Consider the following 19,841-nt stretch of genomic DNA (forward strand, 5'->3'; position numbering starts at 1 on the left):
CCCCCCAAAAAGCGGGCGCTCTAGTAACAAAGCGGCTTGCTTTGATATAGAATAATCACTTTATTCCGTTTGAAAGATTAGGAACGATCGGCAATGGCTGAATACGTATATACCATGTCTCGGGTGAGCAAAATTGTGCCACCCAAGCGTCAAATTCTAAAAGACATCTCTTTGAGTTTCTTCCCAGGCGCAAAAATCGGTGTTTTGGGCCTTAACGGCGCAGGTAAATCAACCCTGCTGCGGATCATGGCTGGCATTGACAAAGACATCGATGGTGAAGCTCGCCCACAACCTGGCTTAAACGTCGGTTACCTGCCGCAAGAGCCAAAGCTGGATGAGAGTAAAACCGTACGTGAAGTGGTGGAAGAAGCTGTTGCTGATGTGGTACACGCCCTTAAGCGCCTCGATCAAGTGTATGCGGCCTACGCTGAGCCTGAAGCCGATTTTGATGCGCTGGCTAAAGAGCAAGGTGAGCTTGAAGCACTTATCGAAACCAAAGATGGCCATAACTTAGAAAACGTATTGGAGCGCGCGGCGGATGCACTGCGCTTGCCAGAATGGGATACGCAAATCAAATTCTTGTCAGGGGGCGAGCGTCGCCGGGTTGCGATCTGCCGCTTGTTACTCGAAAAACCAGACATGCTGTTACTCGATGAGCCAACCAACCACTTGGATGCGGAATCCGTCGCTTGGTTAGAGCGTTTCTTGGTTGATTACTCAGGAACTGTTGTCGCGATCACCCACGACCGTTACTTCCTCGACAATGCCGCAGGCTGGATTCTCGAGCTTGACCGTGGTGAAGGTATTCCATGGCAAGGCAACTACACGTCATGGCTAGAGCAAAAAGATGCGCGCTTGAAGCAAGAAGCTTCGCAAGAAAAAGCGCGCCAAAAAACCATTGAGAAAGAGCTGGAATGGGTACGCCAGAATCCAAAAGGTCGTCAGGCGAAATCGAAAGCGCGTATGGCACGCTTTGAAGAGCTGCAAAATACCGATCACCAAAAACGTAATGAAACCAACGAACTGTTCATTCCGCCAGGTGAACGCTTAGGCGATAAAGTGGTTGAAGTCAAAAACCTGACCAAATCGTTTGATGGCCGAGTGTTGATTGACGATCTGTCATTTAGCATGCCCAAAGGAGCGATTGTGGGCATTATCGGTCCTAACGGTGCGGGTAAATCAACGCTGTTTAAAATGCTCAGCGGTGTAGAACAACCGGATTCAGGCAGCATTGAGTTGGGTGATACGGTGAAACTTGCATCAGTGGATCAGTTCCGCGACAGCATGAATGATAAGCACACCGTGTTCCAAGAGATCTCTGAAGGGGCAGATATTATTCGCATCAACAACTTTGAAATCCCTGCGCGTGCTTACTGCTCTCGTTTTAACTTCAAAGGCGTTGATCAGCAAAAAGTGATTGGTGAACTGTCCGGCGGTGAACGTAACCGTGTGCATTTAGCCAAACTGCTCAAAGCTGGTGGTAACGTGCTGTTGCTCGACGAACCTACTAACGATCTGGACGTTGAAACGCTACGTGCTTTGGAAGAAGCTCTGTTGGAATTTCCAGGCTGCGCGATGGTGATCTCTCATGACCGCTGGTTCCTTGACCGTATCGCAACTCACATTCTTGACTACCGCGATGAAGGTAAAGTCAACTTCTACGAAGGTAACTACACCGAATATATGGAGTGGCTGAAACAAACGCTTGGCGCACAAGCTGCTGAGCCACACCGGATCAAGTATAAACGTATGACCAAATAAAACCTTCGCGCAGGTTATGGCAAAGGTCGCAATGCGACCTTTGCTCTTTACCATGAGCATAATGAGTCAACCAATTCTGGCTCAATCGACTTAACATATACCCAAACGACTTTGAGTTGCAGGTAGGCGGCAAGTGAGTGAGTCACTATGAGCATAGGCAAACTATGTGATTGGGGTGAACGAACGTCGCCAACATTGCTGCAGCTTCAAGTAGGAAGGGGATAGCGTGTGATCAAACCAACCGATTATTGCTCGACTTCAGGGAGTTAGGTGCTGGTTTGCTATGCTTGATTTATCTACCGTATTTGTCTAGGAGAACGCTATGATCGAAAAACGCCGTTTTTCACGGATTTTGTACCAAGCGCCTGCCACCTTAAACCAAGGTGATAAACAGTTGGCAACGTGTATTCAAGATCTGTCATTGCATGGCTTACTGCTGTGGTGCGAAGAGCCACCCAAGCTGGATGCACACGCTCTAGTGGAAGTCGTTTTTACGCTACCAGACAGTGATGTAACTTTGCGTTTGACCGCTAAGATCATTAGCGTACAAGAGCGCATTCTACGCATGGCTATCAATCATATTGATATCGATAGCATTGCCCATTTGCGCCGTTTAGTAGAGTGGAATCTCGGTGATGACAGCTTACTGCATCGCAATTTAGAACATCTCTCTTATCTTGAGCAGCCTTAATTGATCTACCTTAATCATCCCCGATTTAACATGCCTTTTGCCACCGCCAATCGCACTTGCCGGTCGGCTAAGTGCGCTGGAGTGTGTCATTAGCTTGCTTGAGCAGATGCTGGCTTTCGTGCATAAACTGCTGGGAATAGTCACCAAACCACTGGCTAACTCGCGCAAACTGTTCGACAAAACTCGCCTTATCCCCCATGCTGACCAACTCTACCGCCTCAGATAAACTGCGCTGAAAACGCTGGATCATCGCAATATTATCGGCGGATGAGAGGATAATATCGCCATATAAATGCGGATCTTGCCCGAATAAGCGTCCCACCATCGCCAGCTCTAAACGATAAATCGGTGAGCTCAACTTAAGCAATTGCGCCAAATTCGGGTTTTCTTTACGCAGATGTAGCCCATAAGCAAAAGAAGTAAAGTGACGCAGCGCTTGGATCAACGTCATACCTTGATCGTGTTCTGCCGCATCAATTGGGCACAAACTGGCTCCCCAAATCGCCAACTGCTGAAGCAACCATTGGTAATGTTCAGCCCCTCTTCCATCGCAATGGACCACCACCTGTTTAGCCAAACTTGGCACATCTGGACCAAACATCGGGTGTAACCCCACCACTGGCCCAGCATGCACTTGCAGCATCGCTGCGAGCGGTTTGGCTTTGATCGAGGTTAAATCGCACAAAATGCAATCTGCCGGTAGTTGGCCGAGCTTTCCAATCACACCAAGCGTTAAGTGGATCGGTACCGTAACCATCACTAATCCGGCATCGTGCAGTAACTGATCGGCCTTATGCCAATCTTGGCTGCCTAACACTTTGACTTGATAGCCAGAGAGTTTAAACATTCGTCCAAACAAGCGGCCAAGTTGACCATGACCGCCGATGATCACCACCGAACGCAGCTTAGGGTTGAGGCATTTAAAACCCGCATCCTTTTCACTGGCATAAGATTCACGCATGGTGCGGCGCAAAATATCTTCGATCAGTTGTGGTGGCACCCCTTTGCTTTGCGCTTCGGCTCGGCGTGAAGCCAGCATCGCGGCTTCCCGATCCGGGGCATAAATCGGCAAACCTGCGCGGCTTTTCACCTCGCCGACTTGTTCAACCAAGGCTAAACGGCGAGCGAGTAGCTCAACCATTTGCCGATCAACTTGATCAATTTGCTCTCGCAACTGATCCAACTCTAATGCCATATTCTATCCTTGTTATGGTTGTAAGCGGTTGTGCAAAAACGGGATCAGCTCCTGATGAGCATGACGCAGCAGCGCTTCGGTGGCCGACCAACTGATACAACCATCAGTGATGGATACACCATATTGCATTTGATCACGTGCCAAGTCAGACGACTGATTCCCCGCATTGAGATGGCTCTCAATCATCAAGCCAATAATCGAGCGGTTACCTTCACGGATCTGATGGATCACATCTTCCGCCACCAAAGGCTGACGGCGATAATCTTTACGTGAATTGGCATGACTGCAATCCACCATTAATGATGGTGCTAGCCCCTGTTGCAGCATCTCTTGCTCACATTCCGCCACCGATACCGAATCATAATTGGTCTGTTTGCCGCCGCGTAAAATGACATGCCCATTAGGATTACCTTGGGTGGTGAGCAGTGCCACTTGGCCTGCGCGGTTAATCCCCATAAAACGGTGACTGGATGAGGCGGCTTGCATCGCATTGATTGCAGTGGCTAAATTACCATCAGTGCCATTTTTAAAACCGATCGGCATCGAAAGACCACTGGCCATTTCGCGGTGAGTTTGCGACTCAGTGGTACGTGCGCCAATCGCCGCCCAGCTAAACGTATCCGCCAAATATTGTGGGCTAATCGGATCGAGCGCTTCGGTGGCAAGCGGAATGCCCATTTCCGCTAAATCCACTAACAGCTGACGCCCAACATGCAATCCATGCTCAATATCAAAGCTGCCATCCAGATGCGGATCATTAATCAAGCCTTTCCAGCCGACTGTGGTACGCGGTTTTTCAAAATAGACCCGCATGACAATGTAAAGCTGATCACTCAACTCAGCAGACAGCGCTTTGAGTTTCTGCGCGTACTCTTTGGCCGCATCAATATCATGAATTGAGCAAGGACCACATACAATCAACAAACGTGGATCGCGCTTATGGATAATATTCGCCACCGTCTGGCGTGATTGACGAATAAAATCGCGCGCGGCATCGCTCAGCGGAATTTTGCTCTTTAAAGCCTCAGGGGTGAGCAAGATCTGTTCATCACTGATATTGACATCGCTCAATTCACTTCTCTTCATCGCATTTCCTGTAATTTATTATTTACACACCATCGATAGCATGTCGAAAAACTCAACAGAAAACACGTTAACAGGCTTTAAAAACATTGCAAGTGTAAATTTAACACAACAATAATTGTAAATTTAAATTTACAATTCTTTAGAGATCACTAACACGAGGCTGGATTCAACTCGTAAGGGGATAAATAACCCGCTGGCTTGTCATCAACTAAATTGCTCAATGAGACGCTGCATATTATTGGCCGCCTGCCGCCAACGCTCGGAACGCTGCAATTCGCGATAACTGAACTGCTGCTTTTTCAGCAAGCTTTCGGCTTGCGGTACGTCAATAATCGGTAAATTATCCAATACTGAAATCGCCGCTTGGCGTTGATTACACAGCAAAATCATGTCACAGCCCGCCAGCAACGCTTGCTGAGCACGCTCGACAGGCCCGCCCATCACTGCCGCACCTTCCATGCTCAGATCATCTGAAAAAACAATGCCTTTAAAACCGAGTTCTTGACGTAACACTTGCTTTAACCAGTAACTCGAACCACTGGCAGGCTGTGGATCATAATGTGGATAGACCACATGCGCCGGCATCATCGCGTCGAGTACCCCCGCTTCAATCTGAGCTCGGAAAATCGCCATATCTTGTGCAATCGTTTCACGCTCATCGTAAGGCGTCTCCAGATGCGAATCGGCCACTACCGCTCCATGCCCCGGGAAATGTTTACCGGTGGTGGCCATGCCAACCGCTTGCATACCACGTAGATAAGCACTGCTATGCTTGAGCACCGTTGTCACATCTTCACCAAAAGATCGACTACCGATGGCTTGGCAGGCAAATCCCATATCGAGTACTGGTGCGAAGCTCAAATCCACATCATGGGCAATCAACTCTGCAGCCATTAACCAACCGCCTTGCTCCGCTAATTCAACGCCATTATCTGCCCGAGCATAAAATTGAGCAGCAGGAATACGGCTAAAACCTTGGCGAAAACGCTGTACACGCCCACCTTCTTGATCAACACCAATCAAAATCGGCCGTTTGGCGGCCTTGCGAATCGCATGATTGAGCGCTAACAGTTGCTGATTGTCATGATAGTTACGGCCAAACAGGATCACCCCGCCTACCGTCGGATGCTGTAGAATTTCGCGATCTTCGCCACTCAGTTCATAACCGGCGACATCCAACCAAAGTGGTCCCATGTTTGCTCCTTGAAAAATTTGGCAAAATTGTCACAAACCACGAGGTTATTCAGTTTATTTTTCAATTACAATGCCTTTGTTTGAATATCACAAGAGGCGGATCAGATGGCGGAAAGCGAGCTCTACATTGGAGTGATGTCAGGAACCAGTTTGGATGGCGTTGATACCGCATTGGTTGCCCTACAAGGCGATCATATTACACTGCTCGCCCACCATGATTATCCGATGCCAGTCAGCCTCAAACAGCGGCTACTCAGTATCTGTATCGGCCAACCCACCACTTTGATTACGATGGGTGAGTTAGAGCACGATCTCGGTCATCTGTTCAGTGATGCGGTGCTGGCTTTGCTTGAGCACAGTGGTTATCACTCCGCCCAGATCCGAGCGATTGGCTGTCATGGGCAAACCGTGTTCCATCAACCGACTGGAGCGAAACCTTTTACCCTGCAGATCGGAGATGCCAATATCATCGCCGCACGTACTGGCATCACGACCGTGGCCGATTTTCGACGCAAAGATATCGCCCTTGGTGGACAAGGCGCCCCGTTAGTCCCCGCGTTTCACCGCACCATTTTTCATGCGGCACAATCGACTGTGGTGGTACTCAATATCGGGGGAATTGCTAATATTTCGGTGCTTAAACCGAATGGTGAAGTGATCGGCTACGATACTGGCCCCGGTAATATTTTGATGGATAGTTGGATCTTGCAACAACATAACCAAGCCTATGATCAAGATGCCAAATGGGCCAAACAAGGCCAAACCAATCATGCTTTGCTGACTCAGTTAAAACAAGACCATTACTTTGCTTTACCAGCGCCGAAAAGCACAGGCCGTGAGCGGTTTAATCTACCTTGGTTGCAAGCGAAGCTGAGCAAATTTTCAATGCATTCAGCCAATACGGTTAATGCAACCGATGTACAACGTACGCTATGTGAGTTCACAGCACAAACCATTGCCGAACAAGTCAACCCATTTGCCGCAGGTATACAGCCACAATTGCTGGTCTGTGGTGGCGGCGCGCAGAACCCACTGTTAATGGAACGCCTGCAAGCTTTACTGCCCAATTGGCAGGTGGCTCCAACCACGCAAATGGGGGTTGATGGTGATAATATGGAAGCGATGGCTTTTGCTTGGCTGGCTCAGCGACGGATCCATAATTTACCAAGTAATTTACCGAGTGTGACCGGCGCATCACGCCATGCTAGCCTTGGTGTGATTTACTACCCTGATTAATCGCTACAGGAATTGTTATGACTAACGATGCTCTTATCGCCGCCCTATCTCATTTGGTTTCCGAACAACGCAATCCAGATACGATGGATATCGACTTGCTCTCGGCCCAAGAGATTGTCGAACGCCTCAATCAGCAAGATAAACAGGTCCCACTTGCGGTAGAAGCGGTGCTGCCACAAATTGCTCAAGCGGTCGATAAAATTACTGCCGCCTTTAAACAAGGTGGGCGCTTGGTTTATCTTGGCGCGGGAACGAGTGGCCGGCTTGGTGTATTAGATGCCTCAGAGTGTCCTCCAACGTTTGGGGTCAGCGACCAGATGGTGATCGGTCTGATTGCCGGAGGTAAAGAGGCGATGTTTACTGCGCAAGAAGGTGCGGAAGATAACCCAACCCTTGGCGTATATGATTTACAGCAGATCCGCTTTAGTGCCCAAGATGTATTGGTCGGTATCGCAGCCAGTGGCCGTACCCCTTATGTGCTGGGTGCTTTAGAATACGCCAATCATATCGGGGCAACCACCATTGCTCTCTCGTGTAACCCAGATTCACCGATTGCGGAAATTGCCCAAATCGCGATTTCGCCGGTAGTGGGACCTGAAGCATTATCCGGTTCAACTCGTCTCAAGTCGGGTAGCGCACAAAAACTGGTACTCAATATGCTGACCACGGCCAGCATGATCCGGCTTGGCAAAAGCTATCAAAACTTAATGGTCGATGTGCGGGCAAGTAATCGCAAACTGATTGCCAGAGCGATCCGGATTGTGATGCAAGCCACCGACTGCCAACGCCATGAAGCGGAAACACTACTTGAACAGAGTGGCAATAACGCTAAGCTAGCAATTTTGATGTATTTAACCGGTATGAGCTATCAACAGGCAGCTGCCAAGCTTTGCCAGTCGGAAGGATTCTTACGCCGCGCAGTACAGCAGCATACACAGTCGTAACTCACCGAATATATCACGGCTCAGTGATTAACCGTTTGTCACGGCACTCGCCAAAACAACAAAGCCCCGTAAGCTTTCACTTACGGGGCTTTTTAAAGCTTTAAAACAAAGAATTACTTCTTCGCGTTACGCTCTTTAACTTCAGCAATTACTTGTTCAGCTACGTTGTTTGGACATGCTGAGTAGTGAGAGAACTCCATAGAGAACTGACCACGACCAGAAGTCATTGTACGTAGAGAACCGATGTAACCGAACATCTCAGATAGTGGAACGTCAGCTTTAACACGCACACCTGTCAGACCCATTTCTTGGTCTTTGATCATGCCACGACGACGGTTCAAGTCACCGATAACGTCACCAACGTGATCTTCAGGAGTGAACACATCCACTTTCATGATTGGTTCAAGAAGCTGAGGAGCCGCTTTTGGAATTGACTGACGGAATGCGCCTTTCGCTGCGATTTCAAATGCGATTGCAGATGAGTCAACTGCGTGGAAGCCACCGTCGAACAGTTCAACTTCAACGTCAAGTACAGGGAAGCCAGCAAGAGTACCGGTATCCATCATAGACTTGAAGCCTTTCTCAACTGCTGGCCAGAATTCCTTAGGAACGTTACCACCAACTACCGTTGACTTGAAGGTGAAACCAGAGTTTTGCTCTCCTGGCTTGATACGGTAATCAATCTTACCGAATTGGCCTGAACCACCAGACTGTTTCTTATGCGTGTAGCTATCTTCAACTGCTTTAGTGATAGTTTCACGGTAAGCAACTTGAGGAGCACCCACTTCAAGTTCAACACCGTAAGTACGCTTAAGGATGTCTACTTTGATGTCTAGGTGAAGTTCGCCCATACCTTTCAGAATGGTTTCGCCTGAATCTTCGTCAGTCTCAACTTGGAATGATGGATCTTCTGCAACCATTTTACCGATCGCGATACCCATTTTCTCAGAACCGTTCTTATCTTTAGGCTTAACAGCGATAGAGATAACTGGGGTTGGGAAAATCATAGGCTCAAGAGTACATTCGTGCTTAGGATCACATAGAGTGTGACCAGTTTGAACGTTCTTCATACCAACGATCGCAATGATGTCACCTGCTTGTGCAGATTCTAGCTCGTTACGGTCGTTTGCGTGCATCTCAACCATACGGCCAACACGCTCAGTTTTACCAGTTGCACTGTTAAGAATGGTATCACCCTTCTTAATCTTACCTGAGTAGATACGAACGAAGGTCAGGGCACCAAAACGGTCATCCATGATCTTGAACGCAAGCGCTTTTAGAGGCGCATCAACAGATACTGTTGCTACTTCGCCAGTCGGCTCACCAGTTGCTGGATCAGTCAGTGGTTGAGGTTCTACTTCTGTTGGAGAAGGTAGGTAATCAACTACTGCGTCAAGTACAAGCTGCATACCTTTGTTTTTGAATGCAGAACCACAGAAAGTTGGGAAGAACGCGAGATCACGAGTACCTTTACGGATACATGCTTTGATTTGCTCAACAGTTGGCTCTTCGCCTTCCATGTAAGCCATCATCAGCTCGTCATCTTGCTCAACAGCAGTTTCGATCATCATTTCACGGTATTCTTCTACCTGATCAACCATGTCTGCTGGAACTTCTTTGATTTCGAAGTTTTCTGGAAGACCTGAGTCATCCCATACGAACGCTTGACGAGTTAGAACATCAACCACACCAACGAATTCATCTTCGCGGCCGATAGGTAGAGTCATAACCAGTGGGTTTGCGCCAAGAACTTTCTTCACTTGTTCAACAACACGGAAGAAGTCAGCACCCATACGGTCTAGTTTGTTTACGAAGATCAGACGAGATACTTCTGAATCGTTCGCGTAACGCCAGTTAGTTTCTGACTGAGGTTCAACACCGCCAGAACCACAGAATACACCGATACCACCGTCAAGAACTTTCAGAGAACGGTAAACTTCAACTGTGAAGTCAACGTGTCCCGGGGTGTCGATTACGTTAAAACGGTGACCTTTCCAGAAACAGGTAGTCGCAGCAGACTGGATAGTGATACCACGCTCAGCTTCTTGTTCCATGAAGTCCATCGTTGAAGCGCCGTCATGTACTTCGCCCAGACGGTGGATTTTACCAGTCAGCTTCAGGATACGCTCAGTGGTAGTGGTTTTACCCGCGTCAACGTGCGCGAAGATACCAATGTTTCTGTATAATGATAAATCTGCCATTGTCTTACTCTGTTAATAAGGTATAAAGTGCGCGCAGAGTATATCACAATCTGTCAAGACTGATACCCTTGCTTACACCTGCTGATAAAAAATATCCTTAACCGACTTGAAATCATCGCTTAGTCGCGAGTGCGCTGACGCTCATCCACCGAGCAAAACTCTTCGATTTATGCTGTGTAAACCGCGCCGCTACCCACTACAACTGCAAATCTTTAAGGTGCCATTAACTATCGCCTGTCGCAGACAAACTATAGGTGATCCGCCCACGACTCGCGAGGTTCCAAGCAGATTTTTTTAGCCGCACTAGCTTAGGATTACAACTCATCAAAAGCAGCAATCGCATCCGCCAGTTTCTTAACGCCATGAATTTGCATTCCCGCTACACCACCTTTGGGTAAATTGGCAATCGGCACAATCGCTTTCTTAAAACCATGTTTAAAGGCTTCATTGAGCCGCTCTTGGCCACTGGGAACTGGCCGAATTTCACCAGCCAAGCCCACTTCACCAAAAATCACCACATCTTTAGGCAAAGGTCGATCGCGAAAACTGGAGAGCAGCGCCATCAATAACGCTAAATCGGCACTGGTTTCGGTGACTTTAACCCCACCGACCACATTGACAAACACATCTTGATCCGCCATCTGCAAACCACCGTGTTTATGCAGCACTGCCAACAATAAAGACAAGCGGTTTTGCTCTAAACCGACCGCCACACGTCTTGGATTGGCCAACTGTGAGTAATCGACCAACGCTTGAATTTCCACTAACAGCGGGCGAGTACCTTCCCAAACCACCATCACCGAACTACCGGAGGTGGCTTCCTCTCCGCGAGATAGGAAAATCGCCGAAGGGTTACTCACTTCGCGCATCCCTTGTCCGGTCATGGCAAACACCCCCAGCTCATTCACCGCCCCAAAGCGGTTTTTATGGCTACGCAGGGTACGAAAGCGGCTATCGGTATCACCATCCAGTAAAATCGAGCAATCAATAATGTGCTCCAGCACTTTAGGCCCAGCTAGCGTGCCGTCTTTGGTTACATGACCAACGATAAACACCGCCACATTATTCTGTTTGGCATAGCGAGTGAGTGCTGTGGCCGATTCACGCACCTGCGCCACACTCCCCGGCGAGGATTGCACATCCGCCATATGCATAACTTGAATGGAATCGATCACCATAATGCGTGGCTTTTCTTGCTCTGCGATTTGGCAAATGCGATCTACATTGGTTTCTGAGAGCATTTTTAGATGCTGTTTCGGCAAGCCAAGCCGCGCTGCACGCAGCGCCACCTGTTGCAGTGACTCTTCACCAGTGACATATAGGGTTGGCATCTGTTCGGAAAGTAAACACATGGTTTGCAGCAGTAATGTCGATTTACCTGCACCAGGACTGCCGCCAATCAAAATCGCCGCCCCGGGCACAATACCGCCACCGAGCACGCGATCCAGCTCTTTAAAACCACTGCTAAAGCGAGGCACCTCTTGCAAATCAATATCCGCCAAGGTTTGTACTTTGGCTTCAAGAGCACCGGCATACCCCGAGAGCCGTTCATTACGCACAACCTGTGGTGAAGCGGCAAGACGCACTTCCGAGATCGAATTCCATGTACCACAGGCGTTACACTGCCCTTGCCAACGCGGGAAATCCGCACCACATTCGTTACATACATAGGCGCGTTTTGCTTTCACTATTCATCCTCGAACTTGCACTCACTGATCAAGCGTAATACTTTAACAAAAAGGCATCGCAACCACATATCGCTAAAGAAATGTCACTGACCGCCGATGCATCACAATAGAAGACACTTTAACAGAAAAGTATGCAGCAAATCGAAATTCTCTCTCTCGCGGAAAGGCTTATCTCGGTTTACCATTCTGGTGAACTCGATAAGCTTTTAACTCATATGACCGATGGACAACCGCCATCCACCAAGTTATTGGTGAAAATGGAGCTGAACCGCCTAATGGCTCCTTGCAGCAAAAGCATTGATTTACGCGGCAAGGTGCAAGGTGAATGTCGGGAGTATGCGTTCGATAATCGCCAGCATTGGCTCGATGATGTCGCGTTCAACGCCTACCATAAAAATATGAAGAAATTTGGCGGCTATACAGAGGGAGTATGGGAAGCGGTTAATAACACGCGCAATAATTTTCGAGTCATGAAGCAGCAAGGCAAATTGGCACCGAAAAATGACCAGCCGAAAGATACCAGCTTTGAGGTTGAACCACTCAAACTCGGCTACGACCTCAAGCGTCAAGAAAATCGCTTAAAGATCGCTACCCAAATTGAGATTCGATTACCAAACGAACAGTTGATCCATGGCTTAAGTGTCGATCTCTCGCCTTCCGGAGCCAAATTAAAAGTCCCTGCCGCCTTTGACTACAAGCTTGGCGAAATTATTCAAATCTACTTTGCTGAACTGCATAGCGCCTCGATGGTGACTGGGCTGCAGCAAGGTCTTGAATATCGTATTCTCGGTATTGATGAAGCCCATGACAGTGATGCGGTTAAATTTTTGCGCGTGCTAAAACTCAATAATAGCGATGTGATTGAACAAGTGATTGAGGAGGCGATTCAAACCAATACTCAAAAAGCACGCCATGACAATCAAGATAAAATCATCCGAGCACGCACTCGCGGTTATGAGCATATGTACCTCAAACACACCAGTAACTTGCCGCTGTTTTTTAGTCACAACGAGCTCAAACTGGCACTACTGACCGAAAATAATCGGCCGATTTGGCAATATTGGCATGACGAACGGAATCAACAGGCACTCGGCTCGTTATTCAAACCAGAACGTATGGCGTACTTAGCCGCTCCAGGCGTGCGTGGCAGCAATAATGTGCTCTATGCATTTAAACATGAGCATCAACATAAAACGCTGTTTTTTTCGATGCTGATGCCTGAGGCCAGCCAAGAACAACGTAAGCTGTTTTGGCATATCGGAGCCAAGCGCGACAGTTGGCGAGCGTTTCGCTTATTTGTATTTGAGTTATCCGATCAAGAAAGACAAGCCTTAGCACAACATTCGAGTGAGCTTGCCGATCACTCTAGCGCTTTAACCCACTGTGGCGTGTTGCAAGAAATTGGTAATAGTGAGACTGGCCATGATTACCTGCTGGCCGACAAACCGAATCTGGCCACTGGTGCGCTCAATGATTTTCGCCATCCTCGCCAAGTGATGGGTAATCCGATGGGCATCTACTTTGACGCTCGTTCGCGGCGTAAAGAGCCGCGTTATCGCTTTCGAACCCCAGTGCAAGTGAGTAACGGCACACACAGTGTCACAGGAGCGACCGTCGATCTATCCAAACGGGGCTTAAGCCTGCAATTAGAGGCCCCCTTAGCGGTCAAAGCCAATGATCAAGTTTGGGTCGATTATCTTGAGCTCAAGCTGTATGACAAAACGCTGCCACTGGGTAATACCCCTTACCAAGTGGTGCGCATCGATCCGACAGGGCGTAGCTTACAGTTAGTGATTCAAGAGAGTGTTCAAACGATAAAAACCATCGCCTTTTTCAATAGCATCATTGAATGCAACCAAGACAAACTATTGAAAAAAGAGGAAATACTGCCTAGCAACCCACTACTCGAAAGCCTGCATAACATCCTGCTAGATAAGATGGTAAGCACTCCATTTTTTGTCGAAAAAGTGGCTAGCAACCTCAAGCCGAAAGTGATTGGGGTCAATTACCCATTACCAGCTTATCTCAACCTACTCGCTCAATTAAGCAGTGAGCAGCGAATTACCTTGCAGCCGATTTTTAAAGGCCACACTAATTCACTACTCGCAACGCCGATGAAACGGATTGAAGGAGCAGAGCCTCAATACCGCGAAATTTACTTGAGCATAGTGAAGTATGGGACCCAAATTCAATCCATCGAATCACGCTTACTCAGTGATTTTAATGATACCGGCGAGCGGATCCGCTTCATTCGCCAAGGGCAGACAATGGGAGAACTCTATGTACTCAGGATCAGTGGCGTTCCAGTATTTGCCCCCATCACCAATTTGTTGCGCAGTGATTTGAACGAGCTGGCCACCATCAGCCCAGCGCATGCCAAAAGTCTAGAAAAAGAGATGTTGGCACAAGTGGGCTATGGCGAAATTGTCGATATTACCGAGGAAGTGCTGATCCGCCTTGAGCTAACCCGCTAAGCCAATCGTGTATCCATTGACCGTTGGAACCCAAAAACCCGCCAAGCGAGCGTAATCAAACGCTTGGCGGGTTTGGCCGGAATTGGGTTACAGGTGCGTTTTTGGTTTGGCTTGCCAACTCAGCTTTTGCTGGCCAATTAACGCCGCAGAAAGAATACACAGCACACCGCCTAATCCGGCAAAACGCACCGCGGTTTGCGCTTGTGCTTCAACTTTCGGTTTGGCATGAAATGCCACCCCCAGTCCTGCCGCAGCCATCATCAGCAAATCGTTAGCACCATCGCCAACCGCAACCGTATTATGCATTTCGATATCGTATTGCAGCGCCAGAGCGCGCAGAATATCCGCTTTAGTTTGCGCCCCCACCACCTCACCCAACACTTGACCCGTCAGTTTACCATCGATAATTTCCAGTTGATTGGACTTGGCATAATCGAGTGACAACTCCGCTTTTAGATGATCAGAAAAATAGGTGAAGCCCCCTGAAGCAATCGCTACTTTCCAGCCTAGCGCATGCAGCGTAGCCACCAGCTCTGGCAACTCTGGCATCAAAGGCAGCGTTGCGCGCACTTGGCTTAAAATCTCTTCTGGCGCACCTTTAAGTTTACTCACGCGCAAACGCAAACTTTGCTCAAAATCGAGCTCACCTTGCATCGCGCGTTCGGTCACTTGCGCCACTTCTTCGCCCACCCCCGCGAGTTTGGCAATTTCATCAATACATTCAATTTGGATCGCGGTCGAATCCATATCCAATACCATCAAACCGGGTTTGCTCAAATCTGGGACATCTTGGATCCGCGCATAATCCAACTCCAGAGCTTGCAAAATGGTTTCATGCTCAGACGTCAGCTCTCCAGCCATTAAAGCCACCTGATAACCACCCACTTGCCACAAGGCTAAAATGGCGTCAGAACGCTCGGTAAAGAAATCCATATCGGCAAACTGAGCGGGAGTGAGGTAATGGCCATAGACAATCCAACTGGCGCGATGTTTCGCTAACGGATTGACCCCACGCGTAGCAGGGAAACGCTTAAGCAGCGAAGGGTGTTTTTTGATGGGTAACATTGTTAAAGCATCCATGTCGACTTTCCTTATTCGGTACAGCCAGACGTTACCCTATTGCAATTTAAAAACGCAAGTCTCAAACTGAGCGCAGTTGTTTTTTTGCAGGTGTGTTTCCGCATGGATGGTTCACTTTTTTCATTTCGCCTGGTGGCGCGTATTACCACAATGCTCGCAATTGCAGTGATGTTTGTGATCACGATTCAAAATAGTGTGGTGATCAGTAAAGGTAATGAGCGCATTCAAGCCAACCAACTGGAAACCCTGACTAAAGTGTTGATCACACAAGCGGCTCTTTCGGCCAGCAGCATGATTGTCGATCAAGATCAAGAGCGTCTATTAGCACTTACTAACCAATTAGCTACCGAACGACTAGTGTTTGATGCCTCAATTTATGACTCAGAAGGTGTGTTATTTGCCGCCAGTGATGCCGCGTTAAGTGTGCGTGAGGTGCTCGGTTTAGATACCCCACTGCATACGGCGAGTATTGGTCGTCAACAGTTGGTCGAGCCAGTGATCCACGATGGTAGTGTGATTGGTTTTGTGCGGATCAGTTTTGAAACTGGTAAAGTGACGGCGATTTCTGACCATCACTATCGTAAAAGTGATCACAATATGTATTGGATGCTATTGATGAGTTTTGTCAGCGGAGTTTTGCTCACCTTACTGCTGCGCCGTAAAGCCAAAAATCCAACCGGTGAAAATCTATTGCTCCAGCAAACAGAACCCTCATTGGATGAGTAACACGCGACGTTAGTACCCTCTGCAAATGATCACTGCCAAGCAAGCGTGATCATAAATAAAAAAACCTCAGTTGGCACTGAGGTTTTTTATAGTTCAGGCTAAATCAGAGCAGTGATTAATAACCCGCTTGATCGCCAATCAACACTGAATCCAGCGCGATTTCAATCATTTCATTAAAGGTATTTTGACGCTCTTGAGAAGTGGTTTGCTCACCGGTTTTAATGTGATCAGACACGGTGCAGATAGTCAGAGCTTTCGCGCCATATTCTGCCGCCACACCGTAAATCCCCGCAGCTTCCATTTCTACGCCGACGATGCCGTATTTATCCATCACATCAAACATCGATGGATCAGGCGTATAGAATAATTCAGCCGAGAATAGATTACCGACTTTAACCTCAATCCCACGGGCTTTGGCGGCTTCTTCCGCGGCCTTAACCATCTTGTAGTCAGCAATCGCAGCAAAATCATGATCTTTAAAGCGAATGCGGTTTACTTTAGAGTCAGTACACGCGCCCATGCCGATCACCACATCACGTAGTTTGATCCCTTCATTCACCGCACCACAACTGCCGACGCGAATGATCTTCTTCACGCCAAAGTCTTTGATCAATTCAGTCACATAGATTGAGCATGATGGGATACCCATCCCGTGTCCCATCACAGAGATCTTACGTCCTTGATAAGTACCGGTGTAACCGAACATATTACGCACGTCACACACTTGAACCACATCATCAAGGAATTTTTCTGCAATGTATTTGGCGCGCAGTGGATCACCCGGCATCAATACTACGTCAGCGAAATCGCCCATTTGCGCATTAATATGTGGAGTTGCCATGTTTTCGTTCCTTTGGTTTGTTGGCTATCAGCCATCATTAACAAAACCCAACGGCTAAATTTAGCCCTTGAATATGCGTGTTAGAAAAGTTTTTTACCGTAATCCATTGGCGAAATGCCAAAGTAGCTGGCGAGCGTTTGCCCAATGTCAGCAAAGGTGTCACGGCGGCCTAACGAACCCGGCGCAACTTGCTTGCCATACACCAATACCGGAATATGTTCACGAGTATGGTCGGTTCCCGGCCATGTTGGGTCGCAGCCATGATCGGCGGTGAGGATCAAAATGTCCTGCTCCTGCATTAGCGCCAACACTTGCGGCAGACGCTGATCAAAATACTCCAATGCCGCAGCATAACCCCCCACGTCACGGCGGTGACCATAAGCAGAATCGAAGTCAACGAAGTTGGTGAACACGATAGTGTTATCACCCGCTTGTGTGATCTGCTCCAAGGTCGCATCAAACAGGGCAGGAATACCCGTCGCTTTCACTTTATCGGTGATGCCGCAGTTCGCGTAGATATCGGCAATTTTACCAATCGACACCACGCGGCCTTGCTTCTCTTCGACCAGCTTTTGCAGCACCGTCGCCGCAGGTGGTTCAAGCGACAGATCGCGTCGATTGCCAGTGCGGGTAAATTGCCCCTTACCCGTCCCAATAAATGGACGCGCAATCACACGACCAATATTATAATCCGCCAGCTCTTCACGGGCGATTTGGCATAGCTCAAGCAGACGCGATAAACCGAACGTCTCTTCATGACAGGCGATTTGGAATACTGAATCGGCTGAGGTGTAGAAAATCGGCTGACCAGTGCGCATGTGCTGTTCGCCCAACTCATCCAGCACTTGTGTCCCTGAGGCGTGGCAGTTGCCTAAAAAGCCATCCAGTCCTGCCCGGGCTAAAATGCGATCGGTTAGCTCTTTTGGAAAGCTATTTTGCTTATCGCTAAAGTAGCCCCATTCAAACAATACAGGCACACCAGCAATTTCCCAGTGACCGGATGGGGTATCTTTGCCGGAAGAGAGTTCCGCCGCATGAGCATAAGCACCCATGATATCAGCACGCTGATCCAGCCCTGCGGCAAAACGTCCTGTCGATTCTTTATGCGCCATAGCTAAACCGAGTTTAGACAAGTTTGGCAGCTGTAAGGCACCGGTACGCTGGGCGTTATCGGCCAGTCCTTGCGCACAGTGATCGGCAATATGGCCTAGGGTATCCGCCCCCACATCACCAAATGCGCTTGCATCTGCTGTCGCGCCAATCCCAAAGGAATCTAATACTAAAATAAAAGCTCTTTTCATTGTTCACTTCTCCCCGTGGTTACACGTCTTGCGCACGAATTTGACGGTAAACATCCGGTGTTGGCACATAATCACCGCCCACTTTGATCGCACTATGTAACGCATTAGCCGCTTGTTGCCACTGCTGTTCATCGCGTGCATGGATGATGGCTAAAGGTTTATGAGGGTCAGCGATTTCACCCAGACGGATAAATTGGTCAAAACCGACCGCGTAATCAATCTGATCACTCGCGACCCAGCGACCGCCGCCCATAGCGACCACTGCCATACCAATCGCACGAGTATCCATCGCAGAAATAATACCGGACTGCTGCGCGTATACCGGACGCACAATCTCAGCTTTGGCGAGGTAGTTATCGTAGTTCTCGACAAAATCGCTTGGGCCACCAAGGCCTGCCACCATTTTGCCAAAGCGCTCGGCCGCTTGACCGTTATCCAGCACAGCTTGCAGCTTGTCACGCGCTTGTGTGGTGTCTTTGGCTAATTTGCCAAGTACCAGCATTTCCGCACACGACGCCATGGTAACGTCCAGCAAGCGAGGGTTACGGTATTCGCCCGTCAGGAAACGTACCGCTTCACGCACTTCAACGGCGTTACCCGCAGAAGAAGCCAGCACTTGGTTCATATCGGTTAAAATCGCGGTGGTGTGGGTACCAGCACCATTGGCGACCGCGACAATCGATTTGGCTAACTCTTCAGAGGCAGCATAAGTAGGCATAAACGCGCCAGAGCCCACTTTGACATCCATGACTAATGAATCGAGCCCAGCAGCCAATTTCTTCGCAAGAATTGAAGCGGTGATCAGCGAGATGTTATCGACCGTGGCGGTAATATCACGTGTGGCATATACTCGTTTGTCCGCAGGCGCCAAATCACCGGTTTGACCGATGATCGCCACTCCAGCTTGTTTAGTGACGTGGCCAAATAGCTCATTACTTGGCGTGATGTTATAACCGGGGATCGCTTCCAATTTATCCAGCGTGCCGCCGGTATGACCCAAACCACGCCCAGAAATCATCGGTACATAGCCACCACAGGCTGCCACCATTGGGCCAAGCATCAATGAGGTCACATCCCCTACACCACCGGTTGAGTGTTTATCGACGACAGGGCCATCAAAGTGCATCGGCCGCCAGTCGATCACCATCCCGGAATCGCGCATCGCACAGGTCAGTGCAATCCGCTCTGGCATGGTCATTTCACGGAAGAAAATCGCCATCGCAAAGGCCGCAATTTGCCCTTCCGAAACGGTATTACTGGCGACACCTTGAATGAAAAATTGGATCTCCTCATTAGTGAGGATTTCACCATCACGTTTTCTGCGGATGATTTCTTGAGGTAAATATTTTGTTTGCGATGAATACATAGTCGCCTCCCAGTTCCAAATGAAACTGCGTAGTGTAAAGAGGTAAAGCAGCGCGAA

The 19,841-nt window shown here is 48.6% G+C and carries 15 protein-coding genes; 6 read left to right on the plus strand and 9 right to left on the minus strand.

What is annotated here, in order from left to right; genetic code table 11:
* The first annotated feature begins 93 nt into the window (after positions 1-93).
* Positions 94-1,761 (plus strand): energy-dependent translational throttle protein EttA, encoded by a 1,668-nt coding sequence (gene ettA, locus OOK74_RS08955; RefSeq protein WP_277208066.1) that lies wholly within the window; start codon positions 94-96, stop codon positions 1,759-1,761.
* A 322-nt stretch (positions 1,762-2,083) separates the two neighbouring features.
* Complete coding sequence (locus tag OOK74_RS08960; RefSeq protein WP_277208064.1) at positions 2,084-2,452, plus strand: PilZ domain-containing protein; 369 nt, start codon at positions 2,084-2,086, stop codon at positions 2,450-2,452.
* 67 nt (positions 2,453-2,519) lie between these two features.
* Here the strand turns inward: OOK74_RS08960 and tyrA are convergent, their stop codons facing one another.
* From tyrA to nagZ, 3 genes are all read right to left on the minus strand, one after another.
* Entirely contained in the window at positions 2,520-3,647 is a 1,128-nt protein-coding gene (gene tyrA / locus OOK74_RS08965; protein WP_278182630.1) for a bifunctional chorismate mutase/prephenate dehydrogenase, read from the minus strand.
* Between the two features lie 12 nt (positions 3,648-3,659).
* On the minus strand, positions 3,660-4,733 hold the full coding sequence (locus tag OOK74_RS08970) for a 3-deoxy-7-phosphoheptulonate synthase (RefSeq protein ID WP_278182631.1): 1,074 nt from the start codon (positions 4,731-4,733) through the stop codon (positions 3,660-3,662).
* Positions 4,734-4,937: 204 nt separating this feature from the next.
* Entirely contained in the window at positions 4,938-5,927 is a 990-nt protein-coding gene (gene nagZ / locus OOK74_RS08975) for a beta-N-acetylhexosaminidase (protein ID WP_278182632.1), read from the minus strand.
* 105 nt (positions 5,928-6,032) lie between these two features.
* Between nagZ and OOK74_RS08980 the strand changes: the two genes are divergently transcribed.
* Positions 6,033-7,163: an anhydro-N-acetylmuramic acid kinase gene (locus OOK74_RS08980; protein WP_278182633.1), complete on the plus strand. Its 1,131-nt coding sequence runs from the start codon at positions 6,033-6,035 to the stop codon at positions 7,161-7,163.
* A gap of 17 nt (positions 7,164-7,180) precedes the next feature.
* Positions 7,181-8,107: an N-acetylmuramic acid 6-phosphate etherase gene (murQ, locus tag OOK74_RS08985; protein ID WP_277208051.1), complete on the plus strand. Its 927-nt coding sequence runs from the start codon at positions 7,181-7,183 to the stop codon at positions 8,105-8,107.
* A 113-nt stretch (positions 8,108-8,220) separates the two neighbouring features.
* On the opposite strand, the gene fusA is transcribed toward murQ, so the two are convergent.
* Both fusA and radA read right to left on the minus strand, forming a co-directional pair.
* The gene (gene fusA, locus OOK74_RS08990; protein ID WP_274722774.1) at positions 8,221-10,308 is read right to left on the minus strand and encodes an elongation factor G; all 2,088 of its coding nucleotides are present in this window, start codon (positions 10,306-10,308) and stop codon (positions 8,221-8,223) included.
* A gap of 314 nt (positions 10,309-10,622) precedes the next feature.
* Positions 10,623-11,999: a DNA repair protein RadA gene (gene radA, locus OOK74_RS08995; RefSeq protein ID WP_278183264.1), complete on the minus strand. Its 1,377-nt coding sequence runs from the start codon at positions 11,997-11,999 to the stop codon at positions 10,623-10,625.
* Between the two features lie 128 nt (positions 12,000-12,127).
* On the opposite strand from radA, the gene OOK74_RS09000 reads away from it, so the two are divergent.
* A complete protein-coding gene (locus tag OOK74_RS09000; RefSeq protein ID WP_278182634.1) occupies positions 12,128-14,470 on the plus strand; it encodes a PilZ domain-containing protein in 2,343 nt (780 codons plus the stop codon).
* A gap of 87 nt (positions 14,471-14,557) precedes the next feature.
* Here OOK74_RS09000 and serB read toward each other — a convergent pair whose 3' ends face one another.
* Complete coding sequence (gene serB / locus OOK74_RS09005; RefSeq protein ID WP_278182635.1) at positions 14,558-15,550, minus strand: phosphoserine phosphatase; 993 nt, start codon at positions 15,548-15,550, stop codon at positions 14,558-14,560.
* A gap of 102 nt (positions 15,551-15,652) precedes the next feature.
* Between serB and OOK74_RS09010 the strand changes: the two genes are divergently transcribed.
* Positions 15,653-16,276 (plus strand): YtjB family periplasmic protein, encoded by a 624-nt coding sequence (locus tag OOK74_RS09010; RefSeq protein ID WP_166014437.1) that lies wholly within the window; start codon positions 15,653-15,655, stop codon positions 16,274-16,276.
* Positions 16,277-16,391: 115 nt separating this feature from the next.
* On the opposite strand, the gene deoD is transcribed toward OOK74_RS09010, so the two are convergent.
* From deoD to deoA, 3 genes are all read right to left on the minus strand, one after another.
* Positions 16,392-17,117, minus strand: coding sequence for a purine-nucleoside phosphorylase (gene deoD, locus OOK74_RS09015; protein WP_166014436.1), 726 nt, complete (start codon positions 17,115-17,117; stop codon positions 16,392-16,394).
* 80 nt (positions 17,118-17,197) lie between these two features.
* The gene (locus OOK74_RS09020; protein WP_274722777.1) at positions 17,198-18,418 is read right to left on the minus strand and encodes a phosphopentomutase; all 1,221 of its coding nucleotides are present in this window, start codon (positions 18,416-18,418) and stop codon (positions 17,198-17,200) included.
* A 19-nt stretch (positions 18,419-18,437) separates the two neighbouring features.
* Positions 18,438-19,784, minus strand: coding sequence for a thymidine phosphorylase (deoA, locus tag OOK74_RS09025; RefSeq protein ID WP_278182636.1), 1,347 nt, complete (start codon positions 19,782-19,784; stop codon positions 18,438-18,440).
* Positions 19,785-19,841: the final 57 nt, after the last annotated feature.

Source organism: Vibrio misgurnus, assembly GCF_029635775.1.
In the GTDB taxonomy this organism is placed as follows: domain Bacteria; phylum Pseudomonadota; class Gammaproteobacteria; order Enterobacterales; family Vibrionaceae; genus Vibrio; species Vibrio chanodichtyis.